The organism is Kitasatospora sp. NPDC058444 (genome assembly GCF_042721415.1).
In the GTDB taxonomy this organism is placed as follows: domain Bacteria; phylum Actinomycetota; class Actinomycetes; order Streptomycetales; family Streptomycetaceae; genus Kitasatospora.
This window is the reverse complement of the sequence record NZ_JBHXLL010000034.1, coordinates 1-19,128: the sequence shown is the minus strand read 5'-3', so window position 1 is coordinate 19,128 and position 19,128 is coordinate 1. Positions and strand designations below refer to the sequence as shown.

The window sequence follows — 19,128 nt, the reverse complement described above, 5'->3', positions numbered from 1 at the left end:
GGGCGGGCGGCGGCGGGCACCAGCGGGCACGGGCGGATGCCGGCCGCCCGGGAGGCGCCGGAGCGCGCGGGGCCCGTGAACCGGGGCAGACGGCCCGTTCCCCGGATTGGGCTACCCTTGAGGGTCACCCCTCCCGTGCCGACTCGCGGCACCGAATCACGTCGTAAGGGTTCCTAGTACATGACTGTCGAATCGGTCTTCCCACGCCTGGAGGCCCTCCTCCCGCACGTCCAGAAGCCGATCCAGTACGTCGGCGGCGAGCTCAACTCGACCGTCAAGGACTGGGACGCCTGCGACGTCCGCTGGGCGTTGATGTACCCCGACGCCTACGAGGTCGGCCTGCCCAACCAGGGCGTCATGATCCTCTACGAGGTGCTGAACGAGCGCGAGGGTGTGCTCGCCGAGCGCACCTACAGCGTCTGGCCGGACCTCGAGGCGCTGATGCGCGAGCACGACGTCCCGCAGTTCACCGTGGACGCCCACCGCCCGGTCAAGGCCTTCGACGTCTTCGGGCTGTCGTTCTCCACCGAGCTCGGCTACACCAACATGCTCACCGCGCTCGACCTCGCCGGCATCCCGCTGGAGGCCAAGGACCGCACCGACGAGGACCCGATCGTCCTGGCCGGCGGCCACGCGGCCTTCAACCCGGAGCCGATCGCGGACTTCCTGGACGCGGCGGTGGTCGGCGACGGCGAGCAGGCCGTGCTCGACATCACCGACATCACCCGCGCCTGGAAGGCCGAGGGCCGCCCGGGCGGCCGCGACGAGCTGCTGCTGCGCCTGGCCCGCACCGGCGGGGTGTACGTCCCGAAGTTCTACGACGTGGAGTACCTGGCCGACGGCCGGATCGGCCGCGTCGTGCCGAACGCCCCGGGCGTGCCGTGGCGGGTGTCCAAGCACACCGTGATGGACCTGGACGAGTGGCCGTACCCGAAGCAGCCGCTGGTCCCGCTCGCGGAGACGGTGCACGAGCGGATGTCCGTGGAGATCTTCCGCGGCTGCACCCGCGGCTGCCGCTTCTGCCAGGCCGGCATGATCACGCGCCCCGTGCGGGAGCGAAGCATCACCGGCATCGGCGAGATGGTGGAGCGCGGGCTGAAGGCGACCGGCTTCGAGGAGGTCGGCCTGCTGTCGCTGTCCAGCGCCGACCACACCGAGATCGGCGACATCGCCAAGGGCCTGGCGGACCGCTACACCGAGGACAAGATCGGTCTGTCGCTGCCGTCCACCCGCGTCGACGCCTTCAACATCGACCTCGCCAACGAGCTGTCCCGCAACGGGCGCCGCTCGGGCCTCACCTTCGCCCCCGAGGGCGGCAGCGAGCGCATGCGCAAGGTGATCAACAAGATGGTGTCGGAGGAGGACCTGATCCGCACCGTCGCCACCGCGTACGGCAACGGCTGGCGCCAGGTGAAGCTGTACTTCATGTGCGGCCTGCCGACCGAGACCGACGAGGACGTGCTCCAGATCGGCGAGATGGCGAAGAACGTCATCCAGAAGGGCCGCGAGGTCACCGGCCAGAACGACATCCGCTGCACCGTCTCCATCGGCGGGTTCGTGCCCAAGCCGCACACCCCGTTCCAGTGGGCCCCGCAGCTGTCCGCCGAGGACACCGACGCCCGCCTGGCCAAGCTGCGCGACTCGATCCGCGGCGACCGCAAGTACGGCAAGAACATCGGCTACCGCTACCACGACGGCAAGCCCGGCATCGTCGAGGGCCTGCTCTCCCGCGGTGACCGCCGGGTCGGCGCGATCATCCGCGCGGTCTACGAGGACGGCGGCCGCTTCGACGGCTGGCGCGAGTACTTCTCCTACGACCGCTGGATGGCCTGCGCCGACAAGGCCCTGTCCGGCACCGGCGTCGACGTCGACTGGTACACCACCCGCGAGCGCACCTACGAGGAGGTGCTGCCCTGGGACCACCTGGACAGCGGCCTCGACAAGGACTGGCTCTGGGAGGACTGGCAGGACGCCCTGGAGGAGGTCGAGGTCGACGACTGCCGCTGGACCCCGTGCTTCGACTGCGGCGTCTGCCCCCAGATGGACACCCACATCCAGATCGGCCCCACCGGCAAGAAGATGCTGCCCCTGACGGTCGTCAACAAGTAGCGCGTCTCACATCCGCGACCCCCGGCCGGAAGGTTTCGGCCGGGGGTCGCGGTGTGCCCGGAGCCGAGGCTGACCAGGGGCGGAGCGAGGGGGCTGGTGGGGCGCGTACCCTTTGAGATGACAGAGTCCGGACAGTGGCGGGAAGACGCCACGCCGGACGGGGACAACTGACTAAGGACTGAGCGACCCTGGCACGCCGTACGCCCGACGGTCCGCCGCCCGCGCCGACGGTGCAGCGGATTCGTCTCCGCTACACCAAGCGCGGCCGGCTCCGCTTCACCAGCCACCGCGACTTCCAGCGCGCCTTCGAGCGCGCCCTGCGCCGGTCCGCCGTTCCGATGGCCTACTCGGCCGGCTTCACCCCGCACCCGAAGGTCTCCTACGCCAACGCGGCCCCGACCGGGGTGGCGAGCGAGGCGGAGTACCTGGAGATCGGCCTGGCCGCCGTCCGCGACCCCGAGCAACTGCGGGCGCAGCTGGACGAGTCGCTGCCGCCGGGCCTGGACGTGATCGACGCGGTCGAGGTGCGGACGCCGAACTTCGTGGAGCGCCTGGAGGCCTCCGAGTGGCTGCTCCGACTGGACGGCGTGGAGCCGGAGGTGGCCGCCGACGCGGTCGCGCGTTTCCTCGCCGCCGAGCGGGTCGAGGTCGAGCGCCGCACCAAGAACGGCCTGCGGGTCTTCGACGCGCGGGGTGCGGTGGCGGCGCTGGAAGCCGTCCCGGCCCTGGTCGAGGCCGGTGCGGCCGCCGGGGCCGGAACCGACCGCGATGTTCGGACCGGCCGTCCCTGTGCGATACTGCGCCTGGTAGTACGACACGCCACACCCGCCGTACGACCCGACGACGTATTGTCCGGTCTCCGTGCGACGGCCGACCTGGCGCCGCCGGTCCCCGCAGAGGTGACCAGGCTGGCGCAGGGGCCGCTCGATGAGGAGACCGGCACGGTGACCGACCCGCTGGCGCTCGACCGCGCGGCGGTCCCGGTCGGCTCGGAGCCGGCCGCAGGGCCGCACGCTACCGCGTCCGCCTAGCGGGGGGAGGCCGGGCCCAGTGCCTCACTGGGCCCGACGGTCCTCCAGGGTTCCCGCGGCTCCCCAGGGGAGCGAGCGTCGTCGCAGCGCAGGCCCGCCACCCGGGGCCTGCCGACCAGGAAGGTCGGCCGGTCCGGGACCCCGTCCGGGAGCCACCCGGGGTTGGGGGACGGCGCAGCTTGGGAAAACCTCAGAAGACTGGTCAGACCAGAAGACTTTCGACACCCCGCCGAGCGCGGGGCGCCGAGCGAGACTACGAGCCCCTGTGCGGCCTCGCGTCCGCGCGGCGGCACCGTCAAAGGGTCCGGTCCAGGCATCGTCTCGATGCCGGCCGCCCAGCGGAGCCGTGCCGTGCCCGGATGCGGAGCCCGGGGGCCTGACGGGAGATCCACCCGCATGCTCGATAACACCGATCCGCAGCAGACTGCGGCCACGGAACAGAACGAAACCGCCGCGACCGGTGGCGAGGGCGCGTCCGCCGCGCCGCCGCGCCGCCGTCGCCGCGCGGTGTCCCGCCCGGCGGGCACCCCGCAGGGCGCGGCCGCCGAGGCGGCCGAGACGGTGCTGCCGGCCGAGGCTCCGGTGGCCGCGGCCACCCCGGCTCCGGCCGTGGAGCCGGCGGCCGAGCCGGTCGCCGAGAAGCCCGTCCGGGCCCGCCGTACCCGCAAGCGTGCCGAGGCCCCGGCCGGGGCGCCGGAGGCCACCCCGATCGTGGTGACCGCGCCGGAGACCGAGCAGGCCCCGGCGGCCGAGACCGCCGTGAAGGCTCCGAAGGCCGCGAAGGCCGGCAGGGCCGCCAAGGCGGAGAAGGCCGAGGCCGTCGAGAAGACCGAGGCTGTCGAGAAGGCCGAGGTCGTCGAGAAGCCCGTCCGGGCCCGCCGTACCCGCAAGCGTGCCGAGGCGCCTGCCGGTGCCCCCGCGACCGAGGCGCCCGTCGCCGAGGCGCCGGTCGTCGAGGCCCCCGCCGCCGAGCCGGTGGCCGAGGAGGCCCCGGCCGCTCCGGCCCGCCGGCCCCGCCGCCGTCGCGTGGTCGAGGCCGCGCCGGTCGTCGAGGCTCCGGTGGAGGAGCCGCAGGCCGAGGAGCCCGCGGTCGAGGAGGAGCCCGAGGAGGAGGCCGCCGAGGCCGCCACCGAGGCCCCCGCCGCCAAGGCCGCCGCCGAGCCGACGGCCCAGCCCGCCGCTGCCGCCCCGGCCGCCGAGGCCGAGCCGCACCACCGGGTGCGCCGCCGCGCCGTCCGCCCGGCCACCGCGATCTTCCAGGCGCCGGTGTTCCAGGAGCCCGCCCCCTTCGTCGCGCCGTCCACGCCGGCCGCGTCCGCCGCGGCCGCGCCGCAGCAGCCCGCCGTCGCCCCGGTGCAGGCCGAGGCCGCCCCGGCCGCGGCCGAGCGCGCGGAGGACGAGGACGAGTTCGAGTACAGCGGTGTCGGCCGTCGTCGCCGGGTCCGCACCCGGGTCGAGCCGACCCGCCGCAAGTCGGCCGCCCAGGCACCGGCGAAGGCACCGGCGAAGGCTCCGGTGAAGGCTCCGGCCCCGGCGCCCGTCGTCGAGGCCCCGGTGGCCGAGGCGCCCGCCGTGGAGGCCCCCGCCGCCGGTCCGGAGACCGAGGGCGAGTGGGAGGAGGACGGCCGTCCGTCGCGCCGTCGCCGCCGGGGTGGCCGCCGCCGTCGCCGTGGCGAGGCCGAGGAGTTCGAGGCCGCCGAGGCCGTCGAGACCGAGCAGCCCGCCGCCGAGGAGCCGGCCGAGGCGATCGCCGAGGACGAGGGCGAGGAGGACGACGACCTGGCCGCCGGCCTGTCCTCGTCGCGCCGCCGCCGTCGCCGCCGTCGCCGCAGCGGTGAGGCCGGCGCCGTCGAGACCGCCGAGACCACCGAGGACGGCGTCCGCACGGTGGTGAAGGTGCGCGAGCCGCGCCGCCGCTCCACCGAGCCGTCCTTCGACCCGGACGAGGTGCAGTCCATCAAGGGCTCGACCCGTCTGGAGGCCAAGAAGCAGCGCCGCCGCGAGGGCCGCGAGCTGGGCCGCCGCCGGGTGCCGATCATCACCGAGGCCGAGTTCCTGGCCCGCCGCGAGTCGGTCGAGCGCGTCATGGTGGTGCGCCAGAGCGGCCAGCGCACCCAGATCGGCGTCCTCGAGGACGGCGTGCTGGTCGAGCACTACGTCAACAAGGAGCAGGCCACCTCGTACGTCGGCAACGTCTACCTGGGCAAGGTCCAGAACGTGCTGCCGTCGATGGAGGCCGCCTTCGTCGACATCGGCAAGGGCCGCAACGCGGTGCTGTACGCCGGCGAGGTCAACTTCGGCGCGCTGGGCGGCCACGGCGGCCCGCGCCGGATCGAGTCGGTGCTGAAGTCCGGCCAGTCCGTGCTGGTGCAGGTCTCCAAGGACCCGATCGGCCACAAGGGCGCCCGCCTGACCAGCCAGATCTCGCTGCCCGGCCGCTACCTGGTGTACGTGCCCGAGGGCTCGATGACCGGCATCTCGCGCAAGCTCCCGGAGAACGAGCGCGCCCGGCTGAAGCAGATCCTCAAGAAGATCGTCCCGGACGACGCGGGCGTCATCGTGCGCACCGCCGCCGAGGGCGCCTCCGAGGAGGAGCTGACCCGCGACGTCCAGCGCCTCCAGCAGCAGTGGGAGGACATCCAGAAGAAGGCCGCGACCGGCAACGCCCCGGCGCTGCTGTACGGCGAGCCGGACATGACCGTCCGGGTCGTCCGCGACATCTTCAACGAGGACTTCAGCAAGGTCATCGTCTCCGGCGACGAGGCGTGGAAGACCATCCACGAGTACGTCTCCAACGTGGCCCCGGACCTCGCCGAGCGGCTCCAGCGGTGGACCTCCGAGGTGGACGTCTTCGCCACCTACCGGATCGACGAGCAGCTGATGAAGGCGCTGGACCGCAAGGTCTGGCTGCCCAGCGGCGGTTCGCTGGTGATCGACCGCACCGAGGCGATGGTCGTCATCGACGTCAACACCGGGAAGTTCGTCGGCCAGGGCGGCAACCTGGAGGAGACGGTCACCCGGAACAACATCGAGGCGGCCGAGGAGATCGTGCGCCAGCTGCGGCTGCGCGACCTCGGCGGCATCATCGTGATCGACTTCATCGACATGGTGCTGGAGTCCAACCGCGACCTGGTGCTGCGCCGTCTGCTGGAGTGCCTGGGCCGGGACCGGACCAAGCACCAGGTGGCCGAGGTCACCTCGCTGGGCCTGGTCCAGATGACCCGCAAGCGGGTCGGCCAGGGCCTGCTGGAGTCCTTCTCCGAGCCGTGCGTGCACTGCAACGGCCGCGGCGTGATCGTCCACATGGAGCAGCCGAGCGCCCACGTCCACGCCCCCGTGGCGGCGGGCGAGGCCGGCGCGGGCGGCGGCAAGCGCCGTCGCCGGGGCAAGGGCGGCGCGGGCCACGAGGAGCCGCAGGCCGTCGAGGCCGTGGTGACCATCCTGTCCGAGTCGGCCGAGGCCGTCGCCGAGCCGGCCGAGCCGGTGCGCGAGGAGATCGAGGGCCAGCTGGCCCTGGAGGTCCCGGGCGTCGAGGCTCCGGCCGAGGAGGTCGCGCAGGCCGTGGCGGCCCCCGTCGTCGAGGCCCCCGTGGCCGAGGCCCCGGCCGCCGCTCCGGCGGGCCGTCCGCGTCGCCGCGCGGTGCGCAAGGCGACCGCTCCGGCGGGTTCCCCGGACAGCGCCGAGATCGTGGTGCTCCAGGCGAAGGCCGAGGCGGCGCTGGAGGCGGCCCTGGAGGCCGCCGCCCCGGCGGTCGCGGAAACCGCCGCCGAGGCCGCCGCCGAGGCTCCGGGCGAGCCGGTCGTGGTCGCGGAGGCCGCGGTCGTCGCCGAGGCTCCCGAGGCCGCTGAGGCCACGGAGGCCCCCGAGGCCGCCGCCGAGGCTCCGGCCGAGGAGGCCCCGGCGCCGAAGAAGCGGGCCGCCCGCAAGACCGCCGCGAAGAAGACCGCCGCCAAGAAGACCACCGCGGCGGCCAAGAAGACCACCGCCCGCAAGACCGCCACCAAGCGGACGAGCGCGGCGGCCAAGAAGGCCGCGGCCGCCGAGGGTGATACGGCGGCCGAGTGATGCCCACGCCCGGGGCGGGAGTGATCCCGCGCCGGGCCGTACGGGCCGGTTTGCCCCCCGGGCGGCCGGTCCGTATTCTTGACCATCGGCGTGTCTACGCCATGCTCCCGAGCACATCACCTTCCCGAGGTCGCCGCGTCCGCGCGGGGGGCCGGGAGGAGGCTCCTGTGTCCGTACCCAGGTGGCTGGCGTCGGGGGTTCCGACCGAGCAAGGAAAGCAGGTACCGCATGTACGCGATCGTTCGCGCAGGCGGCCGCCAGCACAAGGTCGCCGTGGGCGACGTGCTGGAGATCGACCGTATCGAGGCCAAGCCGGGTGACTCGGTCGAGCTCTCGACCCTCCTCGTCGTCGACGGTGACGCCGTCACCTCCGACCCGTGGGTCCTGGCCGGCGTGAAGGCTCACGCCGAGGTGGTCGACCAGACCAAGGGTGACAAGATCGTCATCCTGCGCTACAAGAACAAGACCGGCTACCGCCGTCGTCAGGGTCACCGTCAGCAGCACACCGCGGTGCGCATCACGAGCATCGACTCGGTCAGCAAGTAAGGGGATAGCGAAAAATGGCACACAAGAAGGGCGCAAGCTCTACTCGTAACGGCCGTGACTCGAACGCCCAGCGCCTCGGCGTGAAGCGCTTCGGTGGCCAGGTCGTCTCGGCCGGCGAGATCCTCGTCCGCCAGCGCGGCACCCACTTCCACCCGGGTGCCGGTGTCGGCCGTGGTGGCGACGACACCCTGTTCGCGCTGACCGCCGGTGCGGTGCAGTTCGGCAACCGTCGCGGCCGCAAGGTCGTCAACATCGTGGCCGTCGAGGCCTGAGTCCCCGCGGACTCCCGAGTCTGACCGGACCTCCTGGGTCCCGGAAGACTCACAGTGAGGGGTGGGCCGGAATTCTCCGGTCCACCCTTCACGCTTTACGCAGGTAGCAAGCAGACTCTCGCGCACTGGAGGCACACCCATGACCACCTTCGTGGACCGCGTCGAACTTCATGTCGCCGCGGGTAACGGGGGCCACGGCTGCGCCTCCGTGCACCGCGAGAAGTTCAAGCCGCTCGGCGGCCCGGACGGCGGCAACGGCGGTGAGGGCGGCAGCGTCATCCTCACCGTGGACTCGCAGGTCACCACCCTGCTCGAGTACCACCACTCGCCCAAGCGCAAGGCCACCAACGGCAAGCCGGGCGCGGGCGGCCACCGCACCGGCGCGGACGGCGAGGACCTCGTCCTGCTGGTGCCGGACGGCACCGTGGTGCTGGACCGCAAGGGCGACGTGCTGGCCGACCTGGTCGGGCACGGCACCAGCTTCGTCGCCGCCCAGGGCGGCCGCGGCGGCCTCGGCAACGCCGCGCTGGCCTCGGCCCGCCGCAAGGCGCCCGGCTTCGCGCTGCTCGGCGAGCCCGGCGAGACCCGTGACATCGTCATGGAGCTCAAGTCCGTCGCCGACGTGGCCCTGGTCGGCTACCCGAGCGCCGGCAAGTCCTCGCTGATCTCGGTGCTCTCCGCCGCCAAGCCGAAGATCGCGGACTACCCGTTCACCACCCTGATCCCCAACCTCGGCGTGGTCACCGCGGGCGACACCGTCTACACCGTCGCCGACGTGCCCGGCCTGATCCCGGGCGCCAGCCAGGGCCGCGGCCTGGGCCTGGAGTTCCTGCGCCACGTGGAGCGCTGCTCGGTGCTGGTGCACGTGCTGGACTGCGCCACCCTGGAGCCCGGCCGCGACCCGCTGACCGACCTGGAGACGATCGAGGCCGAGCTCGCCGAGTACGGCGGCCTGGACGACCGCCCGCGCCTGGTCGCGCTCAACAAGGTGGACGTCCCGGACGGCCAGGACATCGCGGACCTGACCCGCGCCTCCCTGGAGGAGCGCGGCTACCGGGTGTTCGAGGTCTCCGCCGCCTCCCGCAAGGGCCTGCGCGAGCTGAGCTTCGCGATGGCCGGGATCGTCGCCGGCGCGCGCGCCGCCAAGCCGGCCGAGGAGTCCACCCGGATCGTGCTGCGGCCCAAGGCCGTCGACGACGAGGGCTTCACGATCGAGGAGGAGGACGGCGCCTACCGCATCCGCGGCACCAAGCCGGAGCGCTGGGTCCGCCAGACCGACTTCAGCAACGACGAGGCCGTCGGCTACCTCGCCGACCGGCTGGCCCGCCTCGGTGTCGAGGAGAAGCTGTGGAAGGTCGGGGCCCACGAGGGCGACACCGTCATCATCGGCCCGGACGACAACGCCGTCGTCTTCGACTGGGAGCCGACCATGGCCGCCGGCGCCGAGATGCTCGGCCGCCGCGGTGAGGACCACCGCATGGAGACCCAGCGTCCGGCGGTCGACCGCCGCCGCGAGAAGCAGAAGGGCCGGGACGCCGCCGAGGCCGAGTTCCTCGCCTTCGAGGCGCTCTCCAGCGGCCGCCAGGCCGCCATCGAGGGCGACGACGACGAGGACTGACGACGAGGACTGACGACGAGGACTGCCGAGCCCGGTAGCCCGCCGAGCCGAACGGCCCCCGCCGACTGTCCAGCCGGCGGGGGCCGTTCGCGTCGCTCATGACTGACGGTGCGTCACTTGGTCCAGGAGGCCTGGAGCTTCAGCGGGTCCACCAGGTCGGTGTAGCCGACCGCGGCCGGGGTGTTGCCGGTGGTGGCGATGATGGTGCAGCCCTTGGCCTCGGCGCCCTTGGCGACGCCCTGGAACTTCGCGCCGGTGCACTTGGGCAGCGGGTTGGCGGCGCTGATGACGTTGATGCCCTTCTTGCCGGTGCTGTCGAAGACGACGAACTTCGAGTCCGGGGCGGTGAAGGAGAGGCTGGCGTCCCCGAGGTTCTTGATGGTGTAGCTGACGTACATCGGGGTGCGGTTGTCCAGGCCGACGGTGTTGACCTTGGCGGCGGTGAGCTCCTGGAGCGAGCCGACCTCGATGCCGGTGACGGTGATCTCCAGCTTGGTGGCGACCTTGGCGGTCTTGTCGGCGAAGTCCACGGTGGCGCTCTGGCCGACCTTCACGCTGCTGGCGGCCGCCGGGACGGCTCCGCCGGCGGCCCCGCCGCCCGCCGCACCGGCGGTGCCCGGGGCGCCCGCCGCGCCGCCGGTGGCCGCACCCGACGGGGCGGCGGTCGCGCCGCCGGTCGCGGCACCCCCGCCGGCCGCACCCCCGGTGGCGGGTGCCGGAGTGCCGCCGGTCGGCGCCGGAGCGGCACCGGTCGAGCCGCCCGCCGGAGCGGCCGGGTCGGCGTTGTCCGGCCCGCAGGCCGCGAGCGACAGGGCGGTGGCCGCCGCGAGCGCGGCGACGGTCAGCTTGGTGGTGTACGAACGCATGATGCGCTTTTCTCCTGGGCGCGCGGCCGCGACCGTTGCCGGCCTTTGCCCAGTGCGGCGCCGCCCGTCGTGACAGGAAGGGTCGATGACGACATGGGTCCAGCGGGCAAGAAGCCGTCCCCCGATCTGGCTTGCGGTCAGGGACCATACCAGCCATCCGGATTGCCGACCGGGCTGTGGCGAGCCCGTGACCAGGCCGGGTCCAGCCGGTGAAACACCTCGCGGGCGACCTGCGTCGATCGCGTAGATTGCGGGGGTGACGGCCGGGCCCGGCCCCGGCGTACCCGCATCACACCGGAAGGGCGTACAGCGAGATGAGCGAGGACTCTCTGCGGGACGAGGTGCTGACCGCGCGGCGGATCGTCGTCAAGGTCGGCTCCTCCTCCCTGACCACGGCGGCCGGCGGCCTGGACGCGGACCGCGTCGACGCCCTGGTGGACGCGCTCGCCAAGCTGCGCGCCCGCCCCGGGGCGCCGGAGGTCGTGCTCGTCTCCTCCGGCGCGATCGCCGCCGGGCTCGCCCCGCTCGGCCTGGACAGGCGGCCCAAGGACCTGGCCCGCCAGCAGGCCGCCGCCAGCGTCGGCCAGGGCCTGCTGGTCGCCCGCTACACCGCCTCCTTCGCCCGGTACGGGATCAGGGTCGGCCAGGTGCTGCTCACCGCCGAGGACGCCAGCCGCCGCGCCCACTACCGCAACGCCTACCGCACCCTGGACCAGCTGCTGGCGATGGGCGCGATGCCGATCGTCAACGAGAACGACACCGTCGCCACCGCCGAAATCAAGTTCGGCGACAACGACCGGCTCGCCGCCCTGGTCGCCCACCTGGTCCGGGCCGACCTGCTGGTGCTGCTCTCCGACGTGGACGGCCTGTACGACGGCGACCCCTCCCGCCCCGGCACCAGCCGGATCGCCGAGGTGGGCGGCCCGCAGGACCTCGACGGCATCGAGATCGGCAGCGCCGGCAAGGCCGGGGTCGGCACCGGCGGCATGGTCACCAAGGTCGAGGCGGCCCGGATCGCCACCGGCGCGGGCATCCCGGTGGTGCTCACCGCCGCCAGCCAGGCCGCCGACGCACTGGCCGGCCGGCCCACCGGCACGCTCTTCCTGCGCACCGGCAGCCGGACCTCCGACCGGATGCTCTGGCTGGCCCACGCGAGCAGCCCGCGCGGGGCGCTGCACCTGGACGAGGGGGCCGTCCGGGCGGTCGTCTCCGGCGGCGCCTCGCTGCTGCCGGCCGGGGTCACCAAGGTCGACGGGGAGTTCGCCGCGGGTGATCCGGTGGACCTTCTTGCCGAAAACGGCCACATCGTGGCCCGCGGACTGGTCAACTTTGATGCGAGGGAGTTGCCCCGCCTGCTCGGCCGGTCCACCCGCGACCTGGCCCAGGAGTTCGGCGCCGCGTACGAGCGCGAGGTCGTCCACCGCGACGACCTGGTCGTTCTGCGCGGCTGACCGGCCCGGCGCCTGTCTGGCACCGGCCGCCCAGCCGACCGGCGCAGCGCGGACGGCGGGCCGCTCCGTACCGGGAGCGGCCCGGCCACGGGCCACGAGGGGCGCAGCCGTACCGGTCGGCCGAGGGTCGACGGGGCCGGTGGGGACGACAGGACATCGCCGAACAGGAGGCCGCCGGTGGAACGCAGGCGCGAGGCAGCGCTGACCGCAGGGACGGCGGGCCGGCGGCTGACCAGCATCGACGGCGGGCGCGGGGACGGCCCCGCCGAGCCGGGCGGTCCGCCGTCGCAGAGGCCCGGCGGGGCGCGCAGAATGCGGCCCGAACGCGACCGGGCGGCCCAGCCGCCCACGGTCCCCGAGCAGGCCCGGCTGTGGCACGTGGTGCTGAGCGTGGCCGGGCAGGTCACCCCGCTGTCCTCGCTGCGCGCCTCACTGGAGCAGCTGGCGCACGACCACTCGTTCTTCCTGACCGCCCGCTACGCGGCGGACCACGCGGAGATCCGCTACTGGGAGCAGGCCCGGGACCTGCACGACGCGGCGGCCATCGCGCTGCGGCTGTGGGGCGAGCACAAGGTCACCGCGAAGCTGCCGCCCTGGGAGATCGTCGGGCTGGAGGTGGTCGACCGGGCGACGTACCACAAGCGGGTGGCGGAGGGCTTCGGCGATCCGCCGCCGCACCTGGGCGGCGTGCACCCGTACTGAGCCGCCCGTGCTGAGCCGCCGGTACCGAGCCGCCCGGGCGGGGCCGCGGCGGGACGGGCGGGCCGGGGATGCGCGGGCCGGGATCGTCGGGGCGGCGTCTCATCGGGCGAAATGGCCTCCGGGCGGGGCGGGCGCGTCGCTACCCTTGGCGGCATGACCAGCGATCTCGCCCCCGCCGACAGCCCCGTCCTCGCCGTAGCGCGCCGAGCCCGGGAAGCCGCCGCCGTGCTCGCCCCGCTGCCGCGCGCCGCGAAGGACGCCGCGTTGCTGGCGGTCGCGGACGCCCTGGTGGCCCGCAGTGCCGAGATCGTCGCGGCCAACGCCGAAGACGTGGAGCGGGCCCGGGCGGCCGGCACCGCCGAGTCGGTGATCGACCGGCTGACCCTGACCGACGAGCGGATCGCCGCGATCGCCTCCGACGTGCGCGACGTGGCCGGCCTGCCCGACCCGGTCGGCGAGGTGGTGCGCGGCTACACCCTGCCCAACGGCCTGGACGTGCGGCAGGTCCGGGTGCCGCTCGGCGTGGTCGGCATCATCTACGAGGCCCGTCCGAACGTGACCGCGGACGCCGCCGCGCTCTGCCTCAAGTCCGGCAACGCGGTGCTGCTGCGCGGCTCCGCCTCGGCCTACCGCTCCAACACCGCGCTGGTCGCCGTGGTGCGCGACGCCGTCGCCGCGGCCGGGCTGCCCGCCGACGCGGTCCAGCTGGTGCCCGGGGAGAGCCGGGACTCGGTGCAGGAGCTGATGCGCGCCCGCGGCTACGTGGACGTGCTGATCCCGCGCGGCGGCGCCTCGCTGATCCGCACCGTGGTCGAGGGCTCGACCGTCCCGGTGATCGAGACCGGCACCGGCAACTGCCACGTCTACGTGGACGCCGAGACGGACCTGGCGATGGCCGTCGGCATCCTGCTGAACTCCAAGGCGCAGCGGGTCAGCGTCTGCAACGCGGCGGAGACGCTGCTGGTCCACCAGGACGTCGCGGACGCCTTCCTACCGCTCGCGCTGGCGGCGCTCGCCGAGGCCGGGGTGACGGTGCACGGCGACGAGGCGGTGCGCAAGGCGGCCGAGGGCGGCCCGGCCACCGTGGTGCCGGCCACCGACGAGGACTGGGGCGCCGAGTACCTGTCGCTGGACCTGGCCGCCGCCGTGGTGCCCTCGCTGGACGCCGCCGTCGAGCACATCCGCCGCTGGTCCTCCGGCCACACCGAGGCGATCGTCACCACCTCGCAGGCCGCCGCCCGCCGGTTCACCCGGTTGGTCGACTCCACCACGGTGGCCGTCAACGCCTCCACCCGCTTCACCGACGGCGGTGAGTTCGGCTTCGGCGCGGAGATCGGCATCTCCACCCAGAAGCTGCACGCCCGCGGCCCGATGGGCCTGCCCGAGCTCACCAGCACCAAGTACATCGTCACTGGTGACGGGCACGTGCGGGGCGAGGTCACGCAGACGGTCGGCGGGGACGCGGACGGTCGCTGAACGAGGGGTGAGGGGCCGCCGTCACACGTGTGACGGACCAACTGCCGGGAGCCACAGACAAATCGCCCGGCCGGTAATACGCTGAATCCGTGGCTGAGGATGTGGGGGGCTTCCCGTACCCCGACGGCGCCGACCACGGTGGTGCGGACGACGAGTTCGCCACCGTGGTCTTCGATGAGGCCTTCGTCCGGTCCGCCGCCGTGCACGAGCCGACCGCCAAGGAGCGGCAACTCGCCGCCGCCGAGGCCCGGTTCGAGCCGGATGCCGCGGGCCCGGGCTGGGGCCGTGACGCCCCGGCGGGGGACGGACTGCCGCTGGAGCTGCGTCCGTACCCGAGCGGGCTCGACGCGGACCACCTCTACCCCGATCCCTGGTCGGGGCCGGGCCGGGCGGCCGACCGCCGGCTCCGGGGGAGGTGGCGACGCGGCTACGACCCGGTGCGCTCCCGCGGGCGGTACGTGGCCCAGCAGCGCTGGCACCGGCCGGTGGCCTGGGTGCTCGCCGTGATCATGGGCGTGGGCCTGGTGGCGATCGCGGTCGCGGCGATCTACCAGGGCGTGGGCGGCCCCTCGGGCGCGCCCCGGCGCCCCGAGTCCGGCAGCAGCAGCGCCGGGCTCGATCCGGGGCAGGCCCCGGCCGAGCCTCCGCTGGTGGTCACGGCGCCGGCGGGCTAGCAGCCGTCCTGGCGCGGGCGCACGCCCCGGGGCGGTGGTCACCGAGCGTTCCCGGGAATGTGCGCCCGCACCCTCGTGGCGGCGCTGGTGTCGGCCTACCCTGGTGGTGTGGGTGACCCGAGAGAGCCTCCGGAGGGTACGCCCGAGGGTGGTTCCGGCAACGAGGACGAATTCCGGTCCGTCGTCTTCGACGAATCGTTCGTGCGGGCTGCCCGCATCCAGGAACTCTCCGCCCGGGAGCGGTTGGCGAGCTCCTTCGGCAAGGCCACCCGGCCGCGGGTGCGGCTCGGCCCGCTGGGCACCGTCCCGCGCCAGGCGTTCATCCTGCTGCTGCTCATCCTGCTCGCCTTCGGGGCCGCGGTGTACTTCGGGGTGAGCTCGCCGAGGGGGACGGCGGTGCGGCCCGAGGGCAGTCAACTGACCGTCAGCCTGGTCGCGTTGAGCCCGGCGTCGGCGGTCCGTCCGGTCGCCGACCCGGCGGACCCGTTCGCCGCGCTGCAACCCGGGTACGGGGAGGGCACGATCGGGCTGAACACCCCGACCGCGGCCGCCACCGAGCACTTCAGCCGGGTCGAGGTGGCCAAGGCGCTCGACACCGTCCAGCGCTACCTGGTCGCCTCCTCGCTCTCCCCGGCCGCGCTGGTCCAGGGCGCCACCGCCGAGGTGCGGGCCTTCGTCACGCCCGGTGAGCAGGCGGAGTTCGACGCGAGCGTGGCGCAGCCGGTGGACGACCGGCACCACGCGGTGACCGGCTGGATCGTCCGCTTCGACCCGGCGCAGGTCGCGCTGGACTCGAACACCGTGAAGGTGGCCGGCGCGATGCGGATCGACGAGGCGGACAGCGGGACCCTGCAGATCACCACCGACCACACCTTCGTCTACGCGCTGAAGCCGGCCGGGGCCCCGGCCGGAGCACCGGTCACCCTGGAGACCGTGCGGCGGCAGCTGACCTTCGAGTTCGACCGGGTGGACCTGGCCTCGGCCCAGCTGCGGCTGGTGGACTCGGTGCTCCAGGCCGGACCGGAGCCCTGCGACACCTCGATGGCGGGCTTCCTGCAGCCGGTGCTGGCCACCGCGCAGGGCACGGTGGTCGCGCCGCCGACGCCCGTCGACCCCGGCAACCACGCCCGGCCCGGCTGGCAGGTGTGCGGGGTGCTCGCGGGCGGCTGAGGCGGCCCGGGCGGTGGGGCGGGCGGCGGCGGGGCCGGGTGGTGGAACGGGCTGTGGAACGGGCGGTGGAACGGCGCGGCGGCCGGTGCCCCGGGCTGGGACACCGGCCGCCGTCGTGGGGCGGGGGTCAGCTGCCGTCGCGGTCCGAGGAGCCGTTGCCCGAGGAACCGTTGCCCGAGGAACCGTTGCGGCCGGCGGCGCCGGTGAAGGTGTCGCGGAGCTTGCCGCCGACGGTCGCGGCGCCGCCGGCGACGTCCCGGAGCAGGCCCATCAGCGGGTCCTTGCTCTCCTTGACCGAGGTGGTGTAGTGCTCGGCGGCGGCCTTCCACTGCTCGGAGACCGAGGTGTCCGGGTCGTCCGCGCGGCGCGGGTAGGCGCCGGCCATGATCGAGCGGTAGTCGTCGCTCTCCGCCCACTTCTTCAGCTGGGCGACCCGCACCACCGCGAAGGGGTGGGTCTGCGGCAGCAGCTGGAGCACCTTGAGCACGCCGTCGCGCAGATCGCCGGCCTTGTCGTACTCCTCGGCCTGCTCCAGGAAGGCGTCGACGTTCATCTCGGCCAGGTTGTGGCCGCCGGCCAGCTTCATCAGGGCCCGCATGGACGCCTGGAGGTCCTGCCCGGCGAGCAGGCCGGCCCGGTCGCTGGACAGCTCCGCCTTGCGGAACCACTCCTTGAGCGCGGTGATGATCGCGGTGATCGCCAGGTTGCCGAGCGGCACCCAGGCGATCCGGGTGGCGATGTTGGTGAGGATCATCAGCATCGTCCGGTAGACGGCGTGGCCGGACATCGCGTGCCCGACCTCGTGGCCGATGACCGAGCGCAGCTCCTCCTCGTCGAGCAGCTCGACCAGGCCGCTGGTGACCACGATGATCGGGGTGTCGATGCCGATGCAGTACGCGTTGACCGTCGGGTCCTGGGAGACGTACAGGTCGGGGACCCGCTCCAGGTCGAGCACGTACGCGGCGTCGCGCACCATGGTGTGCAGCTCCGGGAACTGGCGCTCGGAGGTCTTCACGGCGGTGGCCAGGAACATCAGCCGGACCGCCCGCTCGGAGACCAGGCCGGCGAGCTTCTTGAGGATGTCGTCGAAGCCCGTGAGCTTGCGCAGCGCGACCAGGGCCGAGCGGTCCGCCGGGTGCTCCCAGGCCCGGGTGGAGATCCCGGGGAAGCGCTCGCGGCGGCGGCTCGGCGTCTTCACGGTCGTGTCGGTCATGGTCTGAGTACCTCCTGGTCGACGGCGGCCGCGGCCCGCTGGCCCGCCCCCCGCTGGTCTTCGCCTGCAACGACTGTCTGTGCAACGCGTGCGGTTGCGTACTCGTCCCCGGGGCAGCGTACGCGGGCTCCCCCGCGGGGCCGGCGGGCGCGTCACCGCGGTCGGCGGGCGCGTCACCGGGGCCGGTGGGCGGCGTCGGTGTGAGGCCGGTTTAACCTGAGGCCTGGACGACCGAGACCGGATCCGGCCGCGGTACCGAGCAGTTCGAGGAGCCCCCGCAGATGTCCACCGACACGCTTGTCAGCCTGGCCGCGCCCATCTCCGACGAGACCGGTCCGGGCCTGTTCCTGCGGATCATCGTTGTCGCGTCCTTCGTGGGCATCGGCCTGCTGATCTGGATCATGGCCCGCGCCTTCAAGAACAACTAGGACCGCCTTCCCGGGCCCGCCCCCCGGTTCGTCGGCGGCCTGCCCCCGGCTCGTCAGCGGTGCTTTCACGGCCCTTTCGCGGCCCTTACGCGGTTCGATCGCCGCCCGGCCGCCGCCCGTTCCCCCGGCTCGTGCTCACGCCCGGTCAGCGGCGGTGGGCCGCCGAGCGGTTGCCGTGTAACCCCCCGTACGATGACGGGTGGGCCCTCACCGGCCCGGAACCACCCACAGGTCCGTTCACCGAGCCGAGAAGGTCCCGCCGACCATGAGCACTGCTGCCGCACTCCCCGTTCTGAACCTTCTCGCCGAGGGCGAGGGGGGCAACCACGACAGCCTGAACCCGGCCCTGACCGGTGGCGCCGCGCTGTTCATCCTGCTGCTCCTGCTCTTCATCACCACCCGCTTCAACCGGGACCGCTGAGCCGGCCGCGCGGACCGCTCGGGGAGCGTCCGGCCACCGGCCGGCCGCTCCCTCACGCATCTGCGGAGAACCCCCACCCGGCCGTTCCCGCACCGTAACGGGTGTCGCGTAAGGTGTGGCGGCATGGGAGAGCAGGCCGGGAATCCCGGCGGACCGGAACCGGTGAAGAAGCGCCTCGGCGTCATGGGCGGCACTTTCGACCCGATCCACCACGGCCACCTCGTCGCCGCCAGTGAGGTCGCGAGCGCGTTCCACCTGGACGAAGTGATCTTCGTGCCGACCGGGCAGCCGTGGCAGAAGAGCGACCGCCAGGTCACCCCGGCCGAGGACCGCTACCTGATGACGGTCATCGCCACCGCCGAGAACCCGCAGTTCTCGGTCAGCCGGATCGACATCGACCGCCAGGGCCCGACGTACACCGTCGACACCCTGCGCGACCTGCACGCCCTGCACCCGGACGCCGACCTCTTCTTCATCACCGGCGCCGACGCGCTCGCCCAGATCCTCTCCTGGCGCGACTCCGACGAACTCTTCTCGCTGGCCCACTTCATCGGATGCACGCGCCCGGGGCACACTCTGTCGGACGCCGGGCTTCCGGTGGGCGGGGTCTCCCTGGTGGAGGTCCCGGCGCTGGCCATCTCCTCCACGGACTGCCGCAACCGGGTCGCCAAGGGCGAGCCGGTCTGGTACCTCGTCCCGGACGGCGTGGTCCGCTACATCGACAAGCGGGCGCTGTACGCGCCGCGCGGGGACTGATCCAGGAGCGGTGCATGACTGATCGCAGCGACGGCCGGCGGCCGGAGGACTGGTCCACCGGGCAGTACCAGCAGCCGTACCAGGGCTACCAGCAGCCGCAGCAGCAGCCGCAGTCGTACGAGCAGCAGCCGTACGAGCAGCCGTACGAGCAGCAGTACGACCAGTACGGGCAGCCGGTGTACGGGCAGGACCCGTACGGCTACCAGCAGCAGGGCTACCAGGCGTACCAGCAGCCGCAGCAGCCGCAGTCGTACGAGCAGCAGCCGTACGAGCAGCCGTACGAGCAGCAGTACGACCAGTACGGGCAGCCGGTGTACGGGCAGGACCCGT

17 protein-coding genes are annotated in these 19,128 nt (G+C 73.6%); 15 read left to right on the top strand and 2 right to left on the bottom strand.

Annotated features, from left to right (window positions below; translation table 11 throughout):
• The first annotated feature begins 180 nt into the window (after positions 1–180).
• The 6 genes from ACFWP2_RS28515 to obgE all read left to right on the top strand — a co-directional run bounded on the left by ACFWP2_RS28515 (position 181) and on the right by obgE (position 9,641).
• Positions 181–2,109, top strand: coding sequence for a TIGR03960 family B12-binding radical SAM protein (locus ACFWP2_RS28515; protein WP_380456590.1), 1,929 nt, complete (start codon positions 181–183; stop codon positions 2,107–2,109).
• Positions 2,110–2,339: 230 nt separating this feature from the next.
• Positions 2,340–3,140 carry a TIGR03936 family radical SAM-associated protein gene (locus tag ACFWP2_RS28510; RefSeq protein WP_380456588.1) on the top strand — a complete coding sequence of 267 codons (801 nt, stop codon included), beginning with the start codon at positions 2,340–2,342 and terminating at the stop codon, positions 3,138–3,140.
• Positions 3,141–3,536: 396 nt separating this feature from the next.
• Complete coding sequence (locus ACFWP2_RS28505) at positions 3,537–7,205, top strand: ribonuclease E/G (protein WP_380456586.1); 3,669 nt, start codon at positions 3,537–3,539, stop codon at positions 7,203–7,205.
• Positions 7,206–7,433: 228 nt separating this feature from the next.
• A complete protein-coding gene (rplU, locus tag ACFWP2_RS28500; RefSeq protein WP_189923681.1) occupies positions 7,434–7,751 on the top strand; it encodes a 50S ribosomal protein L21 in 318 nt (105 codons plus the stop codon).
• A gap of 14 nt (positions 7,752–7,765) precedes the next feature.
• Positions 7,766–8,023, top strand: coding sequence for a 50S ribosomal protein L27 (gene rpmA, locus ACFWP2_RS28495; RefSeq protein WP_030058248.1), 258 nt, complete (start codon positions 7,766–7,768; stop codon positions 8,021–8,023).
• Positions 8,024–8,162: 139 nt separating this feature from the next.
• Positions 8,163–9,641 carry a GTPase ObgE gene (gene obgE, locus ACFWP2_RS28490; protein WP_380456584.1) on the top strand — a complete coding sequence of 493 codons (1,479 nt, stop codon included), beginning with the start codon at positions 8,163–8,165 and terminating at the stop codon, positions 9,639–9,641.
• A 113-nt stretch (positions 9,642–9,754) separates the two neighbouring features.
• On the opposite strand, the gene ACFWP2_RS28485 is transcribed toward obgE, so the two are convergent.
• Positions 9,755–10,507: a hypothetical protein gene (locus ACFWP2_RS28485; protein WP_380456582.1), complete on the bottom strand. Its 753-nt coding sequence runs from the start codon at positions 10,505–10,507 to the stop codon at positions 9,755–9,757.
• A 314-nt stretch (positions 10,508–10,821) separates the two neighbouring features.
• On the opposite strand from ACFWP2_RS28485, the gene proB reads away from it, so the two are divergent.
• From proB to ACFWP2_RS28460, 5 genes are all read left to right on the top strand, one after another.
• Positions 10,822–11,958 carry a glutamate 5-kinase gene (gene proB / locus ACFWP2_RS28480; protein ID WP_380456579.1) on the top strand — a complete coding sequence of 379 codons (1,137 nt, stop codon included), beginning with the start codon at positions 10,822–10,824 and terminating at the stop codon, positions 11,956–11,958.
• Between the two features lie 177 nt (positions 11,959–12,135).
• Entirely contained in the window at positions 12,136–12,660 is a 525-nt protein-coding gene (locus ACFWP2_RS28475) for a hypothetical protein (RefSeq protein ID WP_380456577.1), read from the top strand.
• A gap of 153 nt (positions 12,661–12,813) precedes the next feature.
• The gene (locus ACFWP2_RS28470; protein WP_380456575.1) at positions 12,814–14,136 is read left to right on the top strand and encodes a glutamate-5-semialdehyde dehydrogenase; all 1,323 of its coding nucleotides are present in this window, start codon (positions 12,814–12,816) and stop codon (positions 14,134–14,136) included.
• 89 nt (positions 14,137–14,225) lie between these two features.
• Positions 14,226–14,810 (top strand): hypothetical protein, encoded by a 585-nt coding sequence (locus ACFWP2_RS28465; RefSeq protein WP_380456573.1) that lies wholly within the window; start codon positions 14,226–14,228, stop codon positions 14,808–14,810.
• Positions 14,811–14,918: 108 nt separating this feature from the next.
• Positions 14,919–15,980 carry a hypothetical protein gene (locus tag ACFWP2_RS28460; protein ID WP_380456571.1) on the top strand — a complete coding sequence of 354 codons (1,062 nt, stop codon included), beginning with the start codon at positions 14,919–14,921 and terminating at the stop codon, positions 15,978–15,980.
• Between the two features lie 127 nt (positions 15,981–16,107).
• Here the strand turns inward: ACFWP2_RS28460 and ACFWP2_RS28455 are convergent, their stop codons facing one another.
• Positions 16,108–17,193, bottom strand: coding sequence for a M48 family metallopeptidase (locus tag ACFWP2_RS28455; protein ID WP_380456569.1), 1,086 nt, complete (start codon positions 17,191–17,193; stop codon positions 16,108–16,110).
• A gap of 281 nt (positions 17,194–17,474) precedes the next feature.
• On the opposite strand from ACFWP2_RS28455, the gene ACFWP2_RS28450 reads away from it, so the two are divergent.
• From ACFWP2_RS28450 to ACFWP2_RS28435, 4 genes are all read left to right on the top strand, one after another.
• Positions 17,475–17,621: a hypothetical protein gene (locus tag ACFWP2_RS28450; protein WP_380456567.1), complete on the top strand. Its 147-nt coding sequence runs from the start codon at positions 17,475–17,477 to the stop codon at positions 17,619–17,621.
• A gap of 265 nt (positions 17,622–17,886) precedes the next feature.
• The gene (locus ACFWP2_RS28445) at positions 17,887–18,042 is read left to right on the top strand and encodes a hypothetical protein (protein WP_355669510.1); all 156 of its coding nucleotides are present in this window, start codon (positions 17,887–17,889) and stop codon (positions 18,040–18,042) included.
• A 123-nt stretch (positions 18,043–18,165) separates the two neighbouring features.
• Positions 18,166–18,798 carry a nicotinate-nucleotide adenylyltransferase gene (gene nadD, locus ACFWP2_RS28440; protein WP_380456565.1) on the top strand — a complete coding sequence of 211 codons (633 nt, stop codon included), beginning with the start codon at positions 18,166–18,168 and terminating at the stop codon, positions 18,796–18,798.
• Between the two features lie 14 nt (positions 18,799–18,812).
• Positions 18,813–19,128 (top strand): hypothetical protein (locus ACFWP2_RS28435; protein ID WP_380456563.1); only part of this gene is annotated, 316 nt, incomplete at its 3' end.